Here is a 17,725-nt window from a genome sequence, read left to right on the forward strand (position 1 = left end):
ACCCTGGTGCGGCCGCTCCCAACACGACCCCACCCCCGCGAAGGCCGAGGTATAGGCAACGTCTACAGTGGCGTGGTACGCGCGAGCCTTTACGGGGAGTTCACACCCGGGGGCTTGCTGGGATGTCTCTGTCAGGGGTGTGCGTGACGGCCGTCGAATCCCGTCCAGCGGGGGTGCTCGGGACGAGCAGCAGCCCGAGCCACCGGCCGTTCGGGGCCCGTGTGAAGGCGTTCGTGGCGCTGACCAAGCCACGAATCATCGAACTGTTGCTGATCACCACCGTTCCGGTGATGTTCCTGGCCCAGCAGGGTGTACCCGACCTCAAACTGGTCCTGCTCACCTGCCTCGGCGGTTTTCTGTCGGCGGGCGGCGCCAACGCGCTGAACATGTACATCGACCGCGACATCGACGCCCTGATGGAGCGCACCTCGCAGCGCCCGCTGGTCACCGGCATGGTCAGCCCACGCGAGTGCCTGGCCTTCGGGATCACGCTGGCGGTCGTCTCGACCCTGCTGTTCGGGCTGACCGTCAACTGGCTGTCCGCCTGGCTGTCACTCGGAGCGCTCCTTTTCTACGTCGTCGTCTACACGATGATCCTCAAGCGGCGCACCTCCCAGAACATCGTCTGGGGCGGCATCGCCGGCTGCCTCCCGGTGCTCATCGGCTGGTCGTCCGTCACCGACTCCATGTCGTGGGCGCCGGTCATCCTCTTCCTCGTCATGTTCTTCTGGACGCCGCCGCACTACTGGCCGCTGTCCATGAAGGTGAAGGAGGACTACGCGCGCGTGGGCGTGCCGATGCTCCCGGTCGTCGCCTCCAACAAGGTGGTCGCCCGCCAGATCGTCATCTACAGCTGGGTGATGGTCGCGGTCTCGCTGCTGCTCACCCCGCTCGGCTACACGGGCTGGTTCTACACCCTGGTCGCGCTCGGCGCGGGCGGGTTCTGGCTGTGGGAGGCGCACGGTCTTCAGAACCGCGCCAAGGCCGAGGTGACCGGCGGCAAGCTCAAGGAGATGCGGCTGTTCCACTGGTCCATCACCTATGTGTCGCTCCTGTTCGTGGCGGTCGCGGTGGACCCCTTCCTGCGCTAGGGACCGTCCGGCGGATCTTCACGGGCGGGGTACGTGGGCCAAGCCACGTACCCCGCCCGTCGCCGTTTGATCTACCCGTCGGTAGCATCCTGGTCATGGCAGACACGCAGCAGGTTGACGAGACCACCGGCGCCGCCCAGGACGTCAAGGCCGAGCGCAAGGCGGCCAAGCTCGCCCAGCGGATCAACGCCTTCGCCAAGGAGCACGGCGGGACCGAGGGGCACGTCGAGTACATCGGACAGCGCGGCGCCCGGATCGTCCTCGTCGGCGCGGACGGTGCCTGGGGGGACGTGGTGGCGCCCACCTTCACGATTGCCGAAGAGGCCGTGAAGAAGGCCGGGATCACTGTTCACGAGACGTTCGACGGTGAGTTCGCGGCGAAGGTCAAGACGGGGCCGTACGAGTGGAAGAGGATGGCGGGGATTCAGCTTGGGGCGCCGAGTAACGGCTGACAGTATCTGTTATCTGTCACCTGATAGTTGATATCTGTCATCTGATATTTGTCATCTGATTTCCGTCGGCTGTCACTCGTCAGTTGTCATCTGTCGGCTGTCATCCGTCAGCTGTTGGTCCGCCTTGCGCTTCACCAACACCTGACGCCCGCCTCACCCGTTAGGACCTGAAGAACGCAACGGTCCAGTCGCGGGGAGTCCGGATGATCGAAACGCCATCCCTGGTGGACCAGTACTGCCACGGCGTACTGAGGACGGAGCTGGGCCTCGGCACCTTCGAGGCCCACCTCGCCAGAACCGAGGGCCCCCCGGCCCCCGGCACCACCTTCTTCGACACGCAGACCGGCTTCGCGGTACGCCGCTGGTGCCCGCCCCTGCTCGGTCTGGAACCGCACTGTCCGCCCGCCCGCTATCTGGCCCGGCGCCGCGAGCTCGGTGTCCTGGAGTCGGGGCGCAGACTCCTGCGCGGCAGCGGTATCACGACGTATCTCGTCGACACGGGGCTGCCCGGGGACCTGACGGGACCGGGCGAGATGGCCTCGACCGGCGCGGCCCACGCCCATGAGATCGTCCGCCTGGAGCTGCTGGCGGAACAGGTCGCGGACACCTCGGGCACCGTCGAGTCCTTCCTCGCCAATCTCGCCGAGTCCGTCCACGGAGCCGCCGCGAACGCGGTCGCCTTCACGTCGGTCGCGGGGGGACGCCATGGTCTGGCGCTCGCGCCCGAGCCGCCGGGACCGGGAGAGGTGCGGGGCGCGGCGGGCCGCTGGCTCGCGGGCCGCCGGGTGGGCGGGGCGCTGAGCGACCCGGTTCTGCTGCGCCACTTACTGTGGATCGCGGTCGCCTCGGGGCTGCCTCTTCAGCTCCACGCCGGCCTGGGTGAACCCGGTCTGCGCATCGACCGCACCGACCCCGTCCTGCTCACCGACTTCGCCCGTGCCACGGCCGGGCTGGGCACGGATCTCGTCCTCCTGCACGGCTACCCGTACCACCGTCACGCGGCGCACCTCGCCGGGGTCTTCCCGCACGTCTACGCCGACCTGGGTGCCGCGCTGGTGCGTACGGGAGCCCGGGCGGCGGCCGTCCTCTCCGAGATCCTGGAGCTTGCCCCCTTCGGCAAGCTCCTGTTCTCCAGCGGGGCGCACGGTCTGCCCGAACTGCACGTCGTCGGCGCGCGCTTGTTCCGTGAGGCGCTGGCCCGGGTGCTGGGCACCTGGGTCGCCGAGGGCGCCTGGTCGCTGGTGGACGCGCAGCGGGTGGCGGGTCTGATCGCGGCGGGGAACGCGCGGCGGGTGTACGGGGTGGACTGAATCCTCCCTGTGAACGGCTTACGCGCGCGTGAGCGCCGATTCCGCGGCAGGGCCCGGCAGTTCCGCCGCGGCCTCCGGGCGTTCGCGCAGCGACAGCAGGACGCGCAGGGCGCCGATCCACACCAGGCAGGAGCCGAACATGTGGAGGCCGACCAGGGCCTCGGGGAGGTCCGTGAAGTACTGGACGTAGCCGATGACGCCCTGGCCGAGCAGGATCAGGAACAGGTCGCGGGTGCGGTCGAGCGGGCCCTTGGGGGCGTCGACGGCCTTGAGGACGAACCACAGGGCGAAGGTCAGCGTGACCACGATCCAGGCGAGCACGGCGTGCAGTTTGGCGACGGTCTCCCAGTTCACGGCCATGCGTTCGACTTCGCTGGAGTCGCCCGCGTGCGGACCCGCGCCGGTGACCACCGTGCCCACCGCGATCAGCAGGATGGTGGCGGCGACCAGGCACCACACGAGCTGCTGCACCGCCTTGCCGACCAGCGGGCGCGGCTCGGCGGAGCCCTCGCGCGTGCGCTGCCACATCACCGTGGCCACGGTGATGAGCGCCGTGGAGAGCAGGAAGTGCGCGGCGACCGTGTAGGGGTTGAGGCCGACCAGGACGACGATGCCGCCGAGGATCGCGTTGCTCATGACGATCCAGAACTGCGCCCAGCCGAGCCGGGTGAGGTCGCGCCGCCAGGGCTTCTCGGAGCGCGCGGCGATGATCGCCCAGCCGACCGCCGCGCACAGCACGTAGGTCAGCATGCGGTTGGTGAACTCGATGACTCCGTGGAAGCCCATCGCGCTCGTCGCGGTGAGCGAGTCGTCGGTGCACTTGGGCCAGGTCGGGCAGCCGAGGCCCGAACCGGTCAGCCGTACGGCGCCGCCGGTGACCACGATGACCACCGACATGACGAGCGCGGCGAGTGCCGCTCGTCGAATCGTCCGGGAGGTCGGGGTCCAGCGTTCGGCGATGAGGGCGAGCGGGTTGCGCGCGAAGGCTACGGCGTCGGCTCGGGTCACGTTTGGCACGCGCACCATCGTAGGCGGCCGCTTGTGCACGCCTTCACGAGGCCCCCGCACCTACGCAAATCGCCACCTCAGCCCGTCTCGGAGGCGGCCCGTACACCCAGAACACCCGGAGTCACTCCCAGCGGAAGAACTTGCCCGCCGCTCCCAGGCCCACGACCGCCCACACGGCGAGGATCCCGAGGTCGCCCCACGGGAGGCCCGCCCCGTGCTGGAGCACGTCCCGCAGCCCGTCCGAGAGCGCCGAGACGGGCAGCAGGCCGAGCACGTCCTGGGCGCCCGCGGGGAACTTGTCCATCGGGACGATCACACCGCCGCCCACGAGGAGCAGCAGGAAGACCAGGTTCGCGGCGGCGAGCGTCGCCTCCGCCTTGAGCGTGCCGGCCATCAGCAGGCCCAGGCCCGAGAAGGCGGCCGTGCCAAGGATCAGCAGGAGCAGGACGGACAGCGGGTTGCCGTGCGGCGACCAGCCCAGGGAGAAGGCGATCGCCGTCAGCAGGACGACCTGGAGGACCTCCGTGACCAGCACGGACGCCGTCTTCGCGGTCATCAGGCCCCAGCGGGGCAGCGGGGAGGCGGCGAGCCGCTTCAGGACCCCGTAGCGCCGCTCGAAGCCGGTGGCGATGGCCTGCCCGGTGAACGCGGTCGACATCACGGCGAGTGCCAGGATGCCGGGGGCCAGGAAGTCGACCGACTTGCCCTTGCCGGTGTCGATGATGTCGACCGAGCTGAACAGGACCAGCAGGAGCGTCGGGATGATCACCGTGAGGAGGAGCTGCTCGCCGTTGCGCAGCAGCATCTTCGTCTCGAGCGCGGCCTGCGCGCCGATCATCCGGGGCAGGGGGGCCGCCCCCGGCTTCGGGGTGTAGGTACCGGCGGTGGTCACGAACGCAGCTCCTTGCCGGTCAGTTCCAAGAACACGTCTTCCAGGGTGTGGCGTTCGACGGAGATCTTCTCCGGCATCACCCCGTGCTGCGCGCACCAGGACGTGACGGTGGCCAGCAGTTGCGGGTCGATCTTGCCGCCCACCCGGTACGAGCCGGGCGTCAGCTCGTCGGCCGTGCAGTCGGCCGGCAGGGCCTTGAGCAGGGAGCCGACGTCGAGCGCGGGACGGCCGGTGAAGCGCAGGGTGTTCTCGGCGCCGCCGCGGCACAGTTCTTCGGGGGAGCCCTGCGCGATGACCCTGCCCGCGTCGATGATCGCGACGTCGTCGGCGAGTTGCTCGGCCTCGTCCATGTAGTGCGTGGTGAGGATGACCGAGACGCCGTCGGCGCGCAGATCGCGGACGAGGTCCCAGGTGGCGCGGCGGGCCTGCGGGTCGAGGCCCGCGGTCGGCTCGTCGAGGAAGACCAGTTCGGGGCGGCCGACCACGGCCATCGCGAGCGCCAGGCGCTGCTGCTGGCCGCCCGAGAGCCGCCGGTAGGTCGTGCGGCCGCAGCTGTCGAGGCCGAGCCGTTCGATGAGTGCGTCCACGTCCAGGGGGTGGGCGTGGAGCTTCGCCACATGGCGGAGCATCTCGTCGGCGCGGGCACCGGAGTAGACCCCGCCGGACTGGAGCATCACGCCGATGCGGGAGTGGAGTTCCCCGGACTGTCTCACCGGGTCGAGGCCCAGGACGCGTACCGTGCCGGAATCCGGCTTCCGGTACCCCTCGCAGGTCTCGACCGTGGTCGTCTTGCCCGCCCCGTTGGGGCCCAGTACGGCGGTGATGCCCGCCTCGGCCACCAGGTCGAGGCCGTCCACCGCGGTCTTGTCGCCGTACCGCTTCACCAGGGCCTGGACCTGGACCACGGGCTCGCTTCGCATGAGGCGCAAGTCTAGGGAGCCGGTCGGGTGATCGGTCGGGCGGGGTTCAGGAGGCGGTCCTGGGTACGACCCATTCGTCGCGGGGGCGGTGCAGTGCCAGCCAGCGCTCCGCGTACGCCACCGCGTCGGCCACCGGGAACAGGCGTGCGTCGGCCGCGCCCACCCGGCCCCGCAGGACGGGGCGGTCGCGTTCGAAGTCGGAGCCCAGTTCGTCGAAGCGGTCGGAGTCGACGGAGACCTCCGTGACGACCTCCCAGCGGGTCGCTCCCTGCGGGGTGCGCACCGGGCGTCCCACCTCGACGAGCGGGGACGGTATGCGGTATTCGGCGAGGTGGAAGCTGGTGCACGTGTCGTAGCCCGCGCCCAGCAGGAGCACCCGGGCGTCGAGGGTCTCCAGGCGGGCCAGTGGGCTGCGCTCGCCGAGCCGGCAGTCGGGGGCGTGTCCCTCGACGATCCGCGCCGCGCGGGGGCCAAGGGCCGCGAAGGAGGTCTGCGGGTGGGCGCTGCGCAGGGCGCCCGGCCAGGTGCGGACGGTCTCCGGGATCACGCCGACCCCGCGGCTGGGCGTCACGAGGGGGTCGTACGCGGGCATCGTCGCCCGAATGGGGGACCACCACTCCTCGGGTACGGGCGGATTGCTCCACAGCGCCGGATCGGAGAGGTCCCCGGACTGGGTGGGGACCACCAGGGTGCCGTCGGGACCGAGGGCGTCGAGCAGTCCCTGGACGACGGCGACGGCGCCGCCGTTGACCCAGCCGAGGGACCTCAGGGAGGTGTGTGCGAGAAGCGTTTCTCCGGGCTGGACGCCGAGCTCCAGAAGTTGCGCGGCGAGGGTCTCGCGTGTGACGAGTGGGCCGGTCGGAGGGGGTGTCGACATGGTTCCCGAGTCTTGCGGAGAGCTGGTCCCGAAGCCAGTGAATTGATCGATCAAAGATCGTTTCCGCAGGTCACCTTAGGTATACCTAAGTGATGTAGCGCACCGTCCGCCTCCGGGGGTGCGGCTTGTCAGGCTCCAGGGAATTACGCAACAATGGCGTTGTGAAAAACGTTGGCGAGGCTCGGGAGACCCCCACGGGGGCCCCTCAGGAGGAACTCGCGACCGGTGAGCGCTCCACGCGCAACCGTGTCGCGCGGTCCATCCTGGACCACGGCCCGTCGACCGTGGCCGACCTCGCGGGGCGACTGGGCCTGACCCAGGCCGCCGTGCGCCGTCATCTCGACGCACTGGTCGCCGACGACGTGGTGGAAGCACGGGAGCAGCGGGTCTACGGAGCGCGTACGCGCGGCCGTCCCGCCAAGGTGTTCGCCCTGACCGACTGCGGCCGGGACGCCTTCGACCAGTCCTACGACAAGCTCGCCGCGGACGCGATGCGCTGGATCGCGGCGCGCGAGGGCGGGGACGAGGCGGTCGTCGCGTTCGCCCGCGCCCGGATGGCCGCCCAGGCCGAGGCGTACCGCAGGGCCGTCGAGGCCGCCGCGCCGGAGCAGCGCACCGAAGCGCTGGCCAAGGCCTTGAGTGCGGACGGGTACGCTGCTGCAGCGCGTAGCGCACCGGTCGGCGAGCAGCTCTGCCAGCACCACTGCCCGGTCGCTCATGTCGCCGAGCAGTTCCCGCAGCTGTGCGAGGCGGAGACCGAGATCTTCTCCCAGCTGCTCGGCACCCATGTGCAGCGGCTGGCCACCATCGCCCACGGCGACGGTGTGTGCACCACGTTCATCCCCAAGATTTCCAAGATTTCCGAATCTGATTTTCCTAGCCACAACGCATCTGCAAGTACCGCCGGGAGGAACCCCGCATGACGCTCCCCATCGAGGAGACTGCCCACCCTGAGCTCGAGGGTCTGGGTACGTACGAATACGGCTGGGCCGACTCCGACGTGGCCGGTGCCTCTGCCAAGCGCGGTATCAACGAGGACGTCGTCCGCGACATCTCCGCGAAGAAGAGCGAGCCGGAGTGGATGACCAAGCTCCGCCTCAAGGGCCTGCGCCTCTTCGAGAAGAAGCCCATGCCCAACTGGGGCTCGGACCTGTCCGGGATCGACTTCGACAACATCAAGTACTTCGTGCGCTCCACGGAGAAGCAGGCGGAGTCCTGGGAGGACCTGCCCGAGGACATCAAGAACACGTACGACAAGCTCGGCATCCCGGAGGCGGAGAAGCAGCGCCTCGTCGCCGGTGTCGCGGCCCAGTACGAGTCCGAGGTCGTCTACCACCAGATCCGCGAGGACCTGGAGGAGCAGGGCGTCATCTTCCTCGACACCGACACCGCGCTCAAGGAGCACCCAGAGCTCTTCAAGGAGTACTTCGGCACCGTCATCCCGGTCGGCGACAACAAGTTCGCGTCGCTGAACACCGCCGTGTGGTCCGGTGGCTCCTTCATCTACGTGCCGAAGGGCGTGCACGTCGAGATCCCGCTCCAGGCCTACTTCCGTATCAACACGGAGAACATGGGCCAGTTCGAGCGGACGCTGATCATCGTCGATGAGGACGCCTACGTCCACTATGTCGAGGGTTGTACGGCGCCGATCTACAAGTCGGACTCCCTGCACTCCGCGGTGGTCGAGATCATCGTGAAGAAGGGCGCCCGCTGCCGCTACACGACCATCCAGAACTGGTCGAACAACGTCTACAACCTGGTCACCAAGCGCGCCGTGGCGTACGAGGGCGCGACCATGGAGTGGATCGACGGCAACATCGGCTCCAAGGTCACCATGAAGTACCCGGCCGTCTACCTGATGGGCGAGCACGCCAAGGGTGAGACCCTCTCCATCGCCTTCGCGGGCGAGGGCCAGCACCAGGACGCGGGCTCCAAGATGGTCCACATGGCGCCCAACACGTCGTCGAACATCGTGTCGAAGTCCGTGGCGCGCGGTGGCGGTCGTACGTCCTACCGCGGTCTGGTCGAGATCGGCGAGGGCGCCCACGGCTCGAAGTCGAACGTGCTGTGCGACGCGCTGCTCGTCGACACCATCTCCCGTTCCGACACCTACCCGTACGTCGACGTCCGTGAGGACGACGTGTCCATGGGTCACGAGGCGACGGTCTCCAAGGTCTCCGAGGACCAGCTCTTCTACCTGATGAGCCGCGGTCTGACGGAGTTCGAGGCGATGGCGATGATCGTGCGCGGCTTCGTGGAGCCGATCGCCAAGGAGCTGCCCATGGAGTACGCGCTTGAACTCAACCGGCTGATCGAGCTGCAGATGGAAGGCGCGGTCGGCTAAGACCCGCCGCCCGGAAAGCAGCTGGTGGCCCGCCCCTTCCGGCGGGCCCGAGGATCTCAACCGACGCAGGAAAGAGAGCAGACCGACAGCCATGGCTGAGGCTCAGAACATCCCGGTGGGTTCCACCACCGCCGGACAGATCGCGGTGGCCGCCGAGTCGACCGTCGCCACGCGCATGAGCGCGCCCCCGTCCTTCGACGTGGCGGACTTCCCGGTCCCCCACGGTCGCGAGGAGGAGTGGCGGTTCACCCCGCTGGAGCGCCTGCGCGGGCTGCACGACGGGACCGCGGTCGCGAACGGCGACGGCCTGAAGGTCGACGTGGAGGCGCCCGCGGGTGTCGTCGTGGAGACCGTCGGCCGTGACGACGCGCGCCTCGGCCGGGCGGGCACCCCGGTGGACCGCGTCGCCGCCCAGGCGTACTCCGCGTTCGAGAAGGCCGGCGTGATCACCGTCCCCAAGGAGACGGTGCTCACCGAGCCCATCCGGGTCGCGGTGCACGGCGAGGGCGGGGTCGCCTTCGGCCACCAGGTCGTGGAGCTCGGAGCCTTCGCCGAGGCCGTCGTCGTCATCGACCACACCGGTGACGCCGTGCTCGCCGCCAACGTCGACTACATCCTGGGCGACGGCGCCAAGCTCACCGTCGTCTCCGTCCAGGACTGGGACGACAAGGCCGTGCACGTGGGCCAGCACAACGCGCTGATCGGCCGGGACGCCACGTTCAAGTCGTTCGTGGTCACCTTCGGCGGCGACCTCGTGCGCCTGCACCCGCGCGTGGCCTACGCCGGCACCGGTGGTGAGGCCGAGCTGTTCGGTCTGTACTTCACGGACGCGGGCCAGCACCAGGAGCACCGTCTGCTGGTCGACCACAACACCCCGCACTGCAAGTCGAACGTCGCCTACAAGGGCGCGCTCCAGGGCGACGGCGCGCACGCCGTGTGGATCGGTGACGTCCTCATCGAGGCCAAGGCCGAGGGCACGGACACGTACGAGATGAACCGCAACCTGGTTCTGACCGACGGCGCCCGCGTCGACTCCGTGCCGAACCTGGAGATCGAGACCGGCGAGATCGTCGGCGCCGGACACGCCTCCGCGACCGGCCGCTTCGACGACGAGCAGCTCTTCTACCTGATGGCCCGCGGCATCCCCGCCGACGAGGCCCGCCGACTGGTGGTCCGCGGCTTCTTCGCCGGGCTCGTGCAGCAGATCGGTGTCGACGACATCGAAGAGCGGCTTCTCGTGAAGATCGACGAGGAGCTGGAGGCGTCGGTCTGATGACTGCCTCGTCGACGTTCGTACGCGCCTGTGGGCTGAGCGAGCTGGAGGAGGACACCCCGAAGCGGGTGGAACTCGACGGCACGCCGGTCTCGGTCGTGAAGACCGAGGGGGAGGTGTTCGCGATCAACGACATCTGCTCGCACGCGAACGTCTCGCTCTCCGAGGGCGAGGTGGAGGACTGCCAGATCGAATGCTGGCTGCACGGCTCCGCGTTCGACCTGCGCACCGGCAAGCCGTCCGGCCTTCCCGCGACGCGCCCCGTCCCCGTATACCCCGTAAAGATCGAAGGGGACGACGTACTCGTCTCCCTCACCCAGGAGTCCTGAGGAACCCATGGCAACGCTTGAAATCCACGACCTGCACGTCACCGTCGAGGCCGACAACGCCACGAAGGAGATCCTCAAGGGCGTCGACCTGACCGTGAAGCAGGGCGAGACGCACGCCATCATGGGCCCCAACGGCTCCGGCAAGTCGACCCTCGCCTACTCCCTCGCGGGCCACCCGAAGTACACGATCACCGGCGGCACCGTCACCCTCGACGGCGAGGACGTCCTGGAGATGTCCGTCGACGAGCGCGCCCGCGCGGGCCTGTTCCTGGCGATGCAGTACCCGGTCGAGATCCCCGGTGTCTCGGTCTCCAACTTCCTGCGCACCTCCGCCACGGCCGTCCGCGGCGAGGCCCCCAAGCTGCGCACCTGGGTGAAGGAGGTCAAGGAGACCATGGAGCGCCTCTCCATGGACCCCTCCTTCGCCGAGCGCAACGTGAACGAGGGCTTCTCCGGCGGTGAGAAGAAGCGCCACGAGATCCTCCAGCTGGAGCTGCTCAAGCCGAAGATCGCGATCCTCGACGAGACCGACTCCGGCCTGGACGTCGACGCCCTGCGCGTCGTCTCCGAGGGCGTCAACCGCGTCCGCGAGACCGGCGAGGTCGGCACCCTGCTGATCACGCACTACACGCGCATCCTGCGCTACATCAAGCCCGACTTCGTCCACGTCTTCTCCGGCGGCCGCATCGTCGAGTCCGGCGGCGCCGAGCTGGCCGACAAGCTGGAGAACGAGGGCTACGAGGCTTATGCGAAGCATGAAGTCGACATGAAGGGTGGCGCATCCGCGTGACACAGCTGCCGGGCCTCCTCGACACCGAGGCGATCCGCAAGGACTTCCCCATCCTGGACCGTCAGGTCCACGACGGCAGGAAGCTCGTGTACCTGGACAACGCGGCGACCTCGCAGAAGCCGCGCCAGGTGCTGGACGCCCTGAGTGAGTACTACGAGCGCTACAACGCCAACGTCCACCGCGGTGTGCATGTGCTCGCCGAGGAGGCCACGGCGCTGTACGAGGGCGCGCGCGACAAGGTCGCCGCGTTCATCAACGCGCCGAGCCGCGACGAGGTGATCTTCACCAAGAACGCCTCCGAGTCGCTCAACCTCGTGGCCAACATGCTCGGCTGGGCCGACGAGCCCTACCGGGTCGACCACGAGACCGAGATCGTCATCACCGAGATGGAGCACCACTCCAACATCGTGCCGTGGCAGCTGCTGGCGCAGCGCACGGGCGCGAAGCTGAAGTGGTTCGGTCTCACCGACGACGGCCGCCTCGACCTGTCGAACATCAACGAGATCATCACCGAGAAGACGAAGATCGTCTCCTTCGTGCTGGTGTCGAACATCCTGGGCACCGTGAACCCGGTCGAGGCCATAGTCCGCCGCGCCCAGGAGGTCGGCGCGCTGGTCTGCATCGACGCCTCGCAGGCCGCGCCGCACATGCCGCTGGACGTCCAGGCCCTCCAGGCCGACTTCGTGGCCTTCACCGGCCACAAGATGTGCGGTCCGACGGGCATCGGCGTGCTGTGGGGCCGCCAGGAGCTCCTGGAGGACCTGCCTCCGTTCCTGGGCGGCGGCGAGATGATCGAGACGGTGTCGATGCACTCGTCGACGTACGCCCCGGCGCCGCACAAGTTCGAGGCGGGCACCCCGCCGATCGCGCAGGCGGTCGGCCTCGGCGCGGCGATCGACTATCTGAACGCGATCGGCATGGACAAGATCCTCGCCCATGAGCACGCGCTCACCGAGTACGCGGTGAAGCGGCTCGGCGAGGTCCCCGACCTGCGGATCATCGGCCCGACCACGGCCGAGGACCGCGGCGCCGCGATCTCGTTCACCCTGGGTGACATCCACCCGCACGACGTGGGCCAGGTCCTGGACGAGCAGGGCATCGCGGTCCGGGTCGGACACCACTGCGCACGCCCGGTCTGCCTGAGGTACGGAATTCCTGCGACCACGCGAGCGTCGTTCTATCTGTACTCCACGCCGGCTGAGATCGACGCACTGGTGGACGGCCTGGAGCACGTCCGGAACTTCTTCGGCTGAGGGGCTGGCTGAGACGTGAAGCTTGATTCGATGTACCAGGAAGTCATCCTGGACCACTACAAGCACCCCCATGGGCGAGGCTTGCGGGATGGCGATGCCGAGGTGCACCACGTCAACCCGACGTGCGGCGACGAGATCACGCTGCGCGTGAAGTACGACGGCGAGCAGATCGCGGACATCTCGTACGAGGGGCAGGGCTGCTCCATCAGCCAGGCCTCGGCGTCCGTGCTGAACGAGCTCCTCGTCGGCAAGGACGTGTCCGAGGGGCAGAAGATCCAGGAGACCTTCCTGGAGCTGATGCAGTCCAAGGGCAGGATCGAGCCCGACGACGCGATGGAGGAGGTGCTGGAGGACGCGGTCGCGTTCGCCGGTGTCTCCAAGTACCCGGCCCGGGTCAAGTGCGCCCTCCTGAGCTGGATGGCATGGAAGGACGCGACGGCCCAGGCTCTGGGCGAGAGCGCCGAGAGGAAGACGGCATGAGCGAGAACGAGACCCTGACGATGAAGCCGGCCTCGGAGGAAGAAGTCCGTGAGGCGCTGTACGACGTCGTCGACCCCGAGCTGGGCATCGACGTCGTCAACCTCGGCCTGATCTACGGCATCCACATCGACGACGCGAACATCGCGACGATCGACATGACCCTGACGTCCGCGGCCTGCCCGCTCACCGACGTCATCGAGGACCAGGCCAAGTCCGCCACGGACGGCATCGTCAACGAGCTGCGCATCAACTGGGTCTGGATGCCGCCGTGGGGCCCGGACAAGATCACGGACGACGGGCGTGAGCAGCTTCGGGCGCTCGGGTTCAACGTCTGAGTCCGCGCACACCCTCGCACACGTCTGTGGCCCCCGGCGGTTCGCCGGGGGCCACAGGTGTTCCTGCGTTCAGGACCAGCCGTTCACCACACGGAACGCCGAGTCCGCGCGGAAGAGCTGACTGTTGTCGTCTCTGTCCAGGCGGAGCTGGAAGTTGCGGTGGCGCAGATAGCGGCCCGGGTAGTTGATCGACTCCAGCATGACGGCGCCGGTGTACGGGGACGTCCGCGGGCAGAAGGTGGCGTCGTTCCGGAAGAGGTCGGAGCCGTCGTTGCGCTCGGCGCGCAGAAAGAAGTTGCGGTGGCGCAGATAGGCGCCGTCGGCGGTGGTGAAGGAGTAGCAGTTGGAGTTGCCGAGTCCCGCCACCACCTTGAAGCTCGCGTCCTGCTTGGTCGAGCCCGAACTGCCCGAATCCACCGGATCGAGCCGTACGAAGCCGTTGCTCAGATGCCAGTAGCGGTTCGGGTAGTTGACCGACTGGAGCGACTTCCGCGAGGAGACGGGCTTGGACTCGGGAGGCTTGCTGGACGAGGCGGTCTTCGACGGCTCGGTGGTGCCGGCGACGGGCTTGTCGTCGGACCCCTGTTCCGAGGGCCCCGGCGAGGCCGAGTCCGACGCGGTGGAGGTGGAGCCGGAGTGCCGCGGGGAGGACAGGGCGTTCTTGCCTGCCGGGGCCGTGGTGCTGCCGTCGGCCGAGGCGGAGAAGCCGGGTATGAACGGGACGTCGGTGTCGGAGGCGGTGTGGTCCGCCCGGTTCTTCGACGCGGCGTCAGTGTTGCTGTCCAGTACGGCGATCGCGGTCGCGGTGGCGATGAGTACCGCCACCGCGAGTCCGCCGGCCATCCACAGCCGCCGGGTTCCGGGCAGTCGTCCCTCGTCCGGGAACTCCCCGGACTCCCAGGGCACCGGCGGCTCGACGAAGGGAGGCAGTTCCGCAGGATAGGGAGTGCCTTGGGGGGTGGGGCGCCAGGCGGGTTCCTCCGAAGTGGGCACGGGCTGGTCGGGCCCGGGCTCGGGTTCGGACTCTGGCGTTGTTTCTGGCATGCGCGTTCCTCCAGCGTCGCCCAAGGCGCACGCGGATTCGTCTACTGGTCTCAGCACAAGAGGGGGCGCAGGCACACGGAACGGCGGTAGCCGTGGAAACCCGGTGCGCGACTGGTGAAACAGTAGTGGACTTGGTGACTTCTGAGCAGCCGTTTCCCCACTGATCCCCATGGCCCCGCGGGGATTCATGGGGGTTCATGGGATTTCATGGGCGTGGTGGCTTCACATTGCATTCTCGGTGTGATCCAAGTCCGGGCTCATCGGGGCGCGACAGCGTGAGGTCGTGTCCGCTTCTGTGCAACCCACCCCCACACGTCCGGTGTTCGTCCTCGGCTGCCCCCGCTCGGGAACCACGCTTCTCCAGCTGATGCTGCACGCGCATCCACGGATCGCCCTGCCGCCCGAAACGCTCCCCCATAGCCTTAAGGGCATGGGGGGGACCCCCATCGTGCTCCCCGCCTACGAAGGACGGCTGGCGTTCGGCGATCTGGCGGAGCGCGACAACCGGGCCGGGCTCGCGCGCTGGATCACGGGCCGCAGGGAGACCCGCTTCCACGAGCCCCAGCGCACCTTGCCGAGGAGCACGGCAAGGTGCGCTGGGGCGACAAGCGGCCCGCGTACGCCCTGCACGTGGCGGAGATCCTGCGGCTGTTCCCCGACGCGCAGTTCGTCCACCTCGTACGGGACGGCCGGGACTGCGTCGCCTCGCTGCTCCGGATGCCCTGGTGGCACCGGGGATTCCATGAGGCCGTGGCCACCTGGGCACAGGTCGTGGACACCACCCGCAAGTACGCGCGCGAACTGGGCCCGGACAGCTGGTACGAACTTCGCTTCGAGGACCGTCTGGCCGATCCCGCGGGTCAACTCCGGGGCGTGTGCGGGTTCCTGGGCGAGGAGTACGCCCCAGGGATGACCGAACCGCACCGCGTCGCCGGCATGGCCGTACCCGCCCGCAAGACCTGGCACCGGCGCACCCGCGGCGCACTGGACACCTCCCGGGCGGGCACCTGGACCACCGCTCTGACGCCCGGTCAAATACGACTGAGCGAGGCCGTGTTGGGCGAACGGCTGACCTCGTACGGCTACGAACTCGCCGGAGCCGTCCGCCCCGACCCCGCCGAACTGCTGCGCTACCGGCGGGTGGAGGTGCTGCGCCGGGCCGCCCACGCCAAGCGGCGGACGCTCGACCGCCTGGCGCGGGTACGCGAACCGGGGCCGGTGGCCTGCCGGCCGGCCACGGGGTGAGCTGGGGCGAGGGGCCCGCGCTCCTTGTGTACGTGCGTACGCATCGATGCGTACACTCGTACACATGGGATACGCACTGCTCGCCGGAGCCATCGCCTCCGAGGTGGCCGCCACGACCGCCATGAAGTACAGCGAGGGCTTCAGCAGGCTCTGGCCCTCGCTGGTGACCGTCCTCGGATACGTCATCGCCTTCGTGCTGCTCGCGCAGTGCCTTAAGACCGTCCAGGTCGGCACGGCCTACGCGATCTGGGCCGGCGCCGGCACCGCCGTCATCGCCGCGATCGGCATGGTGTTCCTCGGCGAGGCGCTCAACCTCACCAAGGTCGCCGGGATACTGCTGATCATCGGCGGGGTCGTGGTGCTGAACCTCGGCGGGGCCCACTGATGGCGGCGCGCCGCTACGACCCCGAGCGGCGGCAGCGGATCATCGACGCGGCGATCCGGGTCGTGGGCGCCAAAGGACTCGCCGGGCTGAGCCACCGCACCGTCGCCGCCGAGGCCGATGTGCCGCTCGGCTCCACCACGTACCACTTCAAGACCCTCGACGAGCTCATGGTCGCCGCGCTGCGCCAGGCGAACGAGGGCTTCGCCAAGGTGATCGCCGCGCGCGGCGCGCTGGAGGACCCCCGGGCCGACCTCGCCGGTGAACTCGCCGGGCTGATGGGCGAGTGGCTCGCGGGCGACCGTACGGGGGTGGAGCTGGAGTACGAGCTCTACCTCGCGGCGTTGCGCCGACCCGCCCTGCGCCCCGTCGCCGCCGAATGGGTCCAGGACCTCGCCGCACCCCTCGCCCGCCGTACCGACCCCGTCACCGCGAGGGCGCTGGTGGCGCTGGTGGACGGGATCTGTCTGCAGGTGCTGCTGACGGGGGCCTCGTACGACGAGGGGTATGCGCGGGAGGTGCTGGGGCGGGTGATCGGCTGAGTGGGAGGGGCCGGGGCGGGGCACGCGCGGGGGTGCGAGGGCGGGGTCCTGCCGGGCGTCCCGCGGAGGGGCGTACGGGGCGCCCGGCACGTGAGATGGCGGGTGCACCGGTTCGCTCGTGCGCCCCGGGCCACGTTAGGTTTCACCCATGACCGACACGACTGCTACTCGCACCACCGGCGCCGTCGCCGCCGGCCTCGCCACCCTCACGGCCGACGGCACCGTCCTCGACACCTGGTTCCCCGCGCCCGAGCTGACCGCCGAACCCGGCCCGGCCGGCACCGAGCGGCTGTCCGCCGAGCGTGCCGTCGAGCTGCTCGGCGAAGGCGCCGCCAAAGCCATCGGGCCCGACGCCCGCCGGGGCGTCGAAGTGGTCGCGGTCCGCACGGTCATCGCCTCACTGGACGAGAAGCCGATCGACGCGCACGACGCCTACCTGCGCCTGCACCTGCTCTCGCACCGCCTCGTGAAGCCGCACGGCCAGAGCCTGGACGGCATCTTCGGTCACCTCGCCAACGTCGCCTGGACCTCGCTCGGCCCGGTCGCGGTGGACGACGTCGAGAAGGTGCGCCTCAACGCCCGCGCCGAGGGCCTGCACCTCCAGGTGACGTCCATCGACAAGTTCCCGCGCATGACGGACTACGTCGCCCCCAAGGGCGTCCGGATCGCCGACGCCGACCGCGTCCGGCTCGGCGCGCACCTCGCCGAGGGCACCACCGTGATGCACGAGGGCTTCGTGAACTTCAACGCGGGCACGCTCGGCACGTCGATGGTCGAGGGCCGCATCTCGGCCGGTGTCGTGGTCGGCGACGGCTCCGACATCGGCGGTGGCGCCTCCACCATGGGCACCCTGTCCGGCGGTGGCAATGTCCGCATCACCATCGGCGAGCGCTGCCTGATCGGCGCCGAGGCGGGCGTCGGTATCGCCCTCGGCGACGAGTGCGTGGTCGAGGCGGGGCTGTACGTCACCGCGGGCACCCGCGTGACCATGCCCGACGGGCAGATCGTCAAGGCCCGCGAGCTGTCCGGTGCGTCGAACATCCTCTTCCGCCGTAACTCGGTGACCGGAACCGTCGAGGCGCGGCCGAACAACGCGGTGTGGGGCGGCCTGAACGAGATTCTGCACAGCCACAACTGATCAGCGGCGGCCGTGACCTG

The 17,725-nt window shown here is 69.2% G+C and carries 20 protein-coding genes and 1 pseudogene; 16 read left to right on the forward strand and 5 right to left on the reverse strand.

What is annotated here, in order from left to right; all coding sequences use genetic code 11:
- The first annotated feature begins 137 nt into the window (after nucleotides 1-137).
- The 3 genes from ACZ69M_RS30160 to ACZ69M_RS30170 all read left to right on the forward strand — a co-directional run bounded on the left by ACZ69M_RS30160 (nucleotide 138) and on the right by ACZ69M_RS30170 (nucleotide 2,853).
- Nucleotides 138-1,091: a heme o synthase gene (locus ACZ69M_RS30160; protein WP_179436867.1), complete on the forward strand. Its 954-nt coding sequence runs from the start codon at nucleotides 138-140 to the stop codon at nucleotides 1,089-1,091.
- Nucleotides 1,092-1,186: 95 nt separating this feature from the next.
- A complete protein-coding gene (locus ACZ69M_RS30165; protein ID WP_470054704.1) occupies nucleotides 1,187-1,543 on the forward strand; it encodes a hypothetical protein in 357 nt (118 codons plus the stop codon).
- A gap of 203 nt (nucleotides 1,544-1,746) precedes the next feature.
- Nucleotides 1,747-2,853 (forward strand): amidohydrolase family protein, encoded by a 1,107-nt coding sequence (locus ACZ69M_RS30170; protein ID WP_470054706.1) that lies wholly within the window; start codon nucleotides 1,747-1,749, stop codon nucleotides 2,851-2,853.
- Nucleotides 2,854-2,871: 18 nt separating this feature from the next.
- On the opposite strand, the gene ACZ69M_RS30175 is transcribed toward ACZ69M_RS30170, so the two are convergent.
- From ACZ69M_RS30175 to ACZ69M_RS30190, 4 genes are all read right to left on the reverse strand, one after another.
- Nucleotides 2,872-3,879 carry a COX15/CtaA family protein gene (locus tag ACZ69M_RS30175; RefSeq protein WP_470054708.1) on the reverse strand — a complete coding sequence of 336 codons (1,008 nt, stop codon included), beginning with the start codon at nucleotides 3,877-3,879 and terminating at the stop codon, nucleotides 2,872-2,874.
- A gap of 103 nt (nucleotides 3,880-3,982) precedes the next feature.
- A complete protein-coding gene (locus tag ACZ69M_RS30180; protein ID WP_063818556.1) occupies nucleotides 3,983-4,699 on the reverse strand; it encodes an ABC transporter permease in 717 nt (238 codons plus the stop codon).
- 50 nt (nucleotides 4,700-4,749) lie between these two features.
- Nucleotides 4,750-5,673 (reverse strand): ABC transporter ATP-binding protein, encoded by a 924-nt coding sequence (locus tag ACZ69M_RS30185; protein WP_470054710.1) that lies wholly within the window; start codon nucleotides 5,671-5,673, stop codon nucleotides 4,750-4,752.
- A gap of 46 nt (nucleotides 5,674-5,719) precedes the next feature.
- Nucleotides 5,720-6,550, reverse strand: coding sequence for an AAC(3) family N-acetyltransferase (locus tag ACZ69M_RS30190; RefSeq protein ID WP_470054712.1), 831 nt, complete (start codon nucleotides 6,548-6,550; stop codon nucleotides 5,720-5,722).
- 161 nt (nucleotides 6,551-6,711) lie between these two features.
- Here ACZ69M_RS30190 and ACZ69M_RS30195 point away from each other — a divergent pair, with 161 nt between their 5' ends.
- The 8 genes from ACZ69M_RS30195 to ACZ69M_RS30230 all read left to right on the forward strand — a co-directional run bounded on the left by ACZ69M_RS30195 (nucleotide 6,712) and on the right by ACZ69M_RS30230 (nucleotide 13,354).
- A complete protein-coding gene (locus ACZ69M_RS30195; RefSeq protein ID WP_470054714.1) occupies nucleotides 6,712-7,473 on the forward strand; it encodes a helix-turn-helix transcriptional regulator in 762 nt (253 codons plus the stop codon).
- Nucleotides 7,470-8,894, forward strand: a complete 1,425-nt coding sequence (gene sufB, locus ACZ69M_RS30200) for a Fe-S cluster assembly protein SufB (protein WP_054235898.1) — start codon at nucleotides 7,470-7,472, stop codon at nucleotides 8,892-8,894. The genes ACZ69M_RS30195 and sufB overlap by 4 nt, the downstream gene beginning before the upstream one ends.
- Nucleotides 8,895-8,985: 91 nt before the next feature.
- Nucleotides 8,986-10,167: a Fe-S cluster assembly protein SufD gene (gene sufD, locus ACZ69M_RS30205; RefSeq protein WP_470054716.1), complete on the forward strand. Its 1,182-nt coding sequence runs from the start codon at nucleotides 8,986-8,988 to the stop codon at nucleotides 10,165-10,167.
- Complete coding sequence (locus ACZ69M_RS30210; RefSeq protein ID WP_054235896.1) at nucleotides 10,167-10,496, forward strand: bifunctional 3-phenylpropionate/cinnamic acid dioxygenase ferredoxin subunit; 330 nt, start codon at nucleotides 10,167-10,169, stop codon at nucleotides 10,494-10,496. The genes sufD and ACZ69M_RS30210 overlap by 1 nt, the downstream gene beginning before the upstream one ends.
- A gap of 7 nt (nucleotides 10,497-10,503) precedes the next feature.
- Nucleotides 10,504-11,286, forward strand: a complete 783-nt coding sequence (gene sufC / locus ACZ69M_RS30215; protein ID WP_388531771.1) for a Fe-S cluster assembly ATPase SufC — start codon at nucleotides 10,504-10,506, stop codon at nucleotides 11,284-11,286.
- Nucleotides 11,283-12,539, forward strand: coding sequence for a cysteine desulfurase (locus ACZ69M_RS30220; protein WP_054235894.1), 1,257 nt, complete (start codon nucleotides 11,283-11,285; stop codon nucleotides 12,537-12,539). The genes sufC and ACZ69M_RS30220 overlap by 4 nt, the downstream gene beginning before the upstream one ends.
- Nucleotides 12,540-12,554: 15 nt before the next feature.
- Nucleotides 12,555-13,019 carry a Fe-S cluster assembly sulfur transfer protein SufU gene (gene sufU, locus ACZ69M_RS30225; RefSeq protein WP_266415309.1) on the forward strand — a complete coding sequence of 155 codons (465 nt, stop codon included), beginning with the start codon at nucleotides 12,555-12,557 and terminating at the stop codon, nucleotides 13,017-13,019.
- Nucleotides 13,016-13,354 (forward strand): metal-sulfur cluster assembly factor, encoded by a 339-nt coding sequence (locus tag ACZ69M_RS30230; RefSeq protein ID WP_054235892.1) that lies wholly within the window; start codon nucleotides 13,016-13,018, stop codon nucleotides 13,352-13,354. Before sufU ends, ACZ69M_RS30230 begins: the two co-directional genes overlap by 4 nt.
- A gap of 69 nt (nucleotides 13,355-13,423) precedes the next feature.
- Here the strand turns inward: ACZ69M_RS30230 and ACZ69M_RS30235 are convergent, their stop codons facing one another.
- Complete coding sequence (locus ACZ69M_RS30235; protein ID WP_470054720.1) at nucleotides 13,424-14,398, reverse strand: AbfB domain-containing protein; 975 nt, start codon at nucleotides 14,396-14,398, stop codon at nucleotides 13,424-13,426.
- 319 nt (nucleotides 14,399-14,717) lie between these two features.
- Here ACZ69M_RS30235 and ACZ69M_RS30240 point away from each other — a divergent pair.
- From ACZ69M_RS30240 to dapD, 5 genes and pseudogenes are all read left to right on the forward strand, one after another.
- A pseudogene (locus tag ACZ69M_RS30240) lies at nucleotides 14,718-14,765 on the forward strand (hypothetical protein); the annotation flags it as partial.
- Nucleotides 14,766-14,989: 224 nt separating this feature from the next.
- Nucleotides 14,990-15,643: a sulfotransferase family protein gene (locus tag ACZ69M_RS30245; RefSeq protein ID WP_470054722.1), complete on the forward strand. Its 654-nt coding sequence runs from the start codon at nucleotides 14,990-14,992 to the stop codon at nucleotides 15,641-15,643.
- A 64-nt stretch (nucleotides 15,644-15,707) separates the two neighbouring features.
- Nucleotides 15,708-16,028, forward strand: a complete 321-nt coding sequence (locus ACZ69M_RS30250; RefSeq protein ID WP_352048571.1) for a DMT family transporter — start codon at nucleotides 15,708-15,710, stop codon at nucleotides 16,026-16,028.
- A complete protein-coding gene (locus tag ACZ69M_RS30255) occupies nucleotides 16,028-16,567 on the forward strand; it encodes a TetR/AcrR family transcriptional regulator (protein WP_470054725.1) in 540 nt (179 codons plus the stop codon). The genes ACZ69M_RS30250 and ACZ69M_RS30255 overlap by 1 nt, the downstream gene beginning before the upstream one ends.
- Nucleotides 16,568-16,715: 148 nt before the next feature.
- On the forward strand, nucleotides 16,716-17,705 hold the full coding sequence (gene dapD, locus ACZ69M_RS30260; RefSeq protein ID WP_470054727.1) for a 2,3,4,5-tetrahydropyridine-2,6-dicarboxylate N-succinyltransferase: 990 nt from the start codon (nucleotides 16,716-16,718) through the stop codon (nucleotides 17,703-17,705).
- Nucleotides 17,706-17,725: the final 20 nt, after the last annotated feature.

The sequence above is a fragment of the Streptomyces sp. NPDC107454 genome, assembly GCF_055582885.1.

What these genes read in the sequence shown, in the direction of transcription:
- ACZ69M_RS30230 (WP_054235892.1), top strand. Translation starts at nt 13,016, where the DNA reads ATGAGCGAGAACGAGACCCTGACGATGAAGCCGGCCTCGGAGGAAGAA.
- ACZ69M_RS30175 (WP_470054708.1), bottom strand. Translation starts at nt 3,879, where the DNA reads ATGGTGCGCGTGCCAAACGTGACCCGAGCCGACGCCGTAGCCTTCGCG.
- ACZ69M_RS30235 (WP_470054720.1), bottom strand. Translation starts at nt 14,398, where the DNA reads ATGCCAGAAACAACGCCAGAGTCCGAACCCGAGCCCGGGCCCGACCAG.
- ACZ69M_RS30170 (WP_470054706.1), top strand. Translation starts at nt 1,747, where the DNA reads ATGATCGAAACGCCATCCCTGGTGGACCAGTACTGCCACGGCGTACTG.
- ACZ69M_RS30250 (WP_352048571.1), top strand. Translation starts at nt 15,708, where the DNA reads ATGGGATACGCACTGCTCGCCGGAGCCATCGCCTCCGAGGTGGCCGCC.
- ACZ69M_RS30190 (WP_470054712.1), bottom strand. Translation starts at nt 6,550, where the DNA reads ATGTCGACACCCCCTCCGACCGGCCCACTCGTCACACGCGAGACCCTC.
- ACZ69M_RS30255 (WP_470054725.1), top strand. Translation starts at nt 16,028, where the DNA reads ATGGCGGCGCGCCGCTACGACCCCGAGCGGCGGCAGCGGATCATCGAC.
- ACZ69M_RS30185 (WP_470054710.1), bottom strand. Translation starts at nt 5,673, where the DNA reads ATGCGAAGCGAGCCCGTGGTCCAGGTCCAGGCCCTGGTGAAGCGGTAC.
- sufC (WP_388531771.1), top strand. Translation starts at nt 10,504, where the DNA reads ATGGCAACGCTTGAAATCCACGACCTGCACGTCACCGTCGAGGCCGAC.
- ACZ69M_RS30180 (WP_063818556.1), bottom strand. Translation starts at nt 4,699, where the DNA reads ATGATCGGCGCGCAGGCCGCGCTCGAGACGAAGATGCTGCTGCGCAAC.
- sufB (WP_054235898.1), top strand. Translation starts at nt 7,470, where the DNA reads ATGACGCTCCCCATCGAGGAGACTGCCCACCCTGAGCTCGAGGGTCTG.
- sufD (WP_470054716.1), top strand. Translation starts at nt 8,986, where the DNA reads ATGGCTGAGGCTCAGAACATCCCGGTGGGTTCCACCACCGCCGGACAG.
- ACZ69M_RS30210 (WP_054235896.1), top strand. Translation starts at nt 10,167, where the DNA reads ATGACTGCCTCGTCGACGTTCGTACGCGCCTGTGGGCTGAGCGAGCTG.
- ACZ69M_RS30165 (WP_470054704.1), top strand. Translation starts at nt 1,187, where the DNA reads ATGGCAGACACGCAGCAGGTTGACGAGACCACCGGCGCCGCCCAGGAC.
- dapD (WP_470054727.1), top strand. Translation starts at nt 16,716, where the DNA reads ATGACCGACACGACTGCTACTCGCACCACCGGCGCCGTCGCCGCCGGC.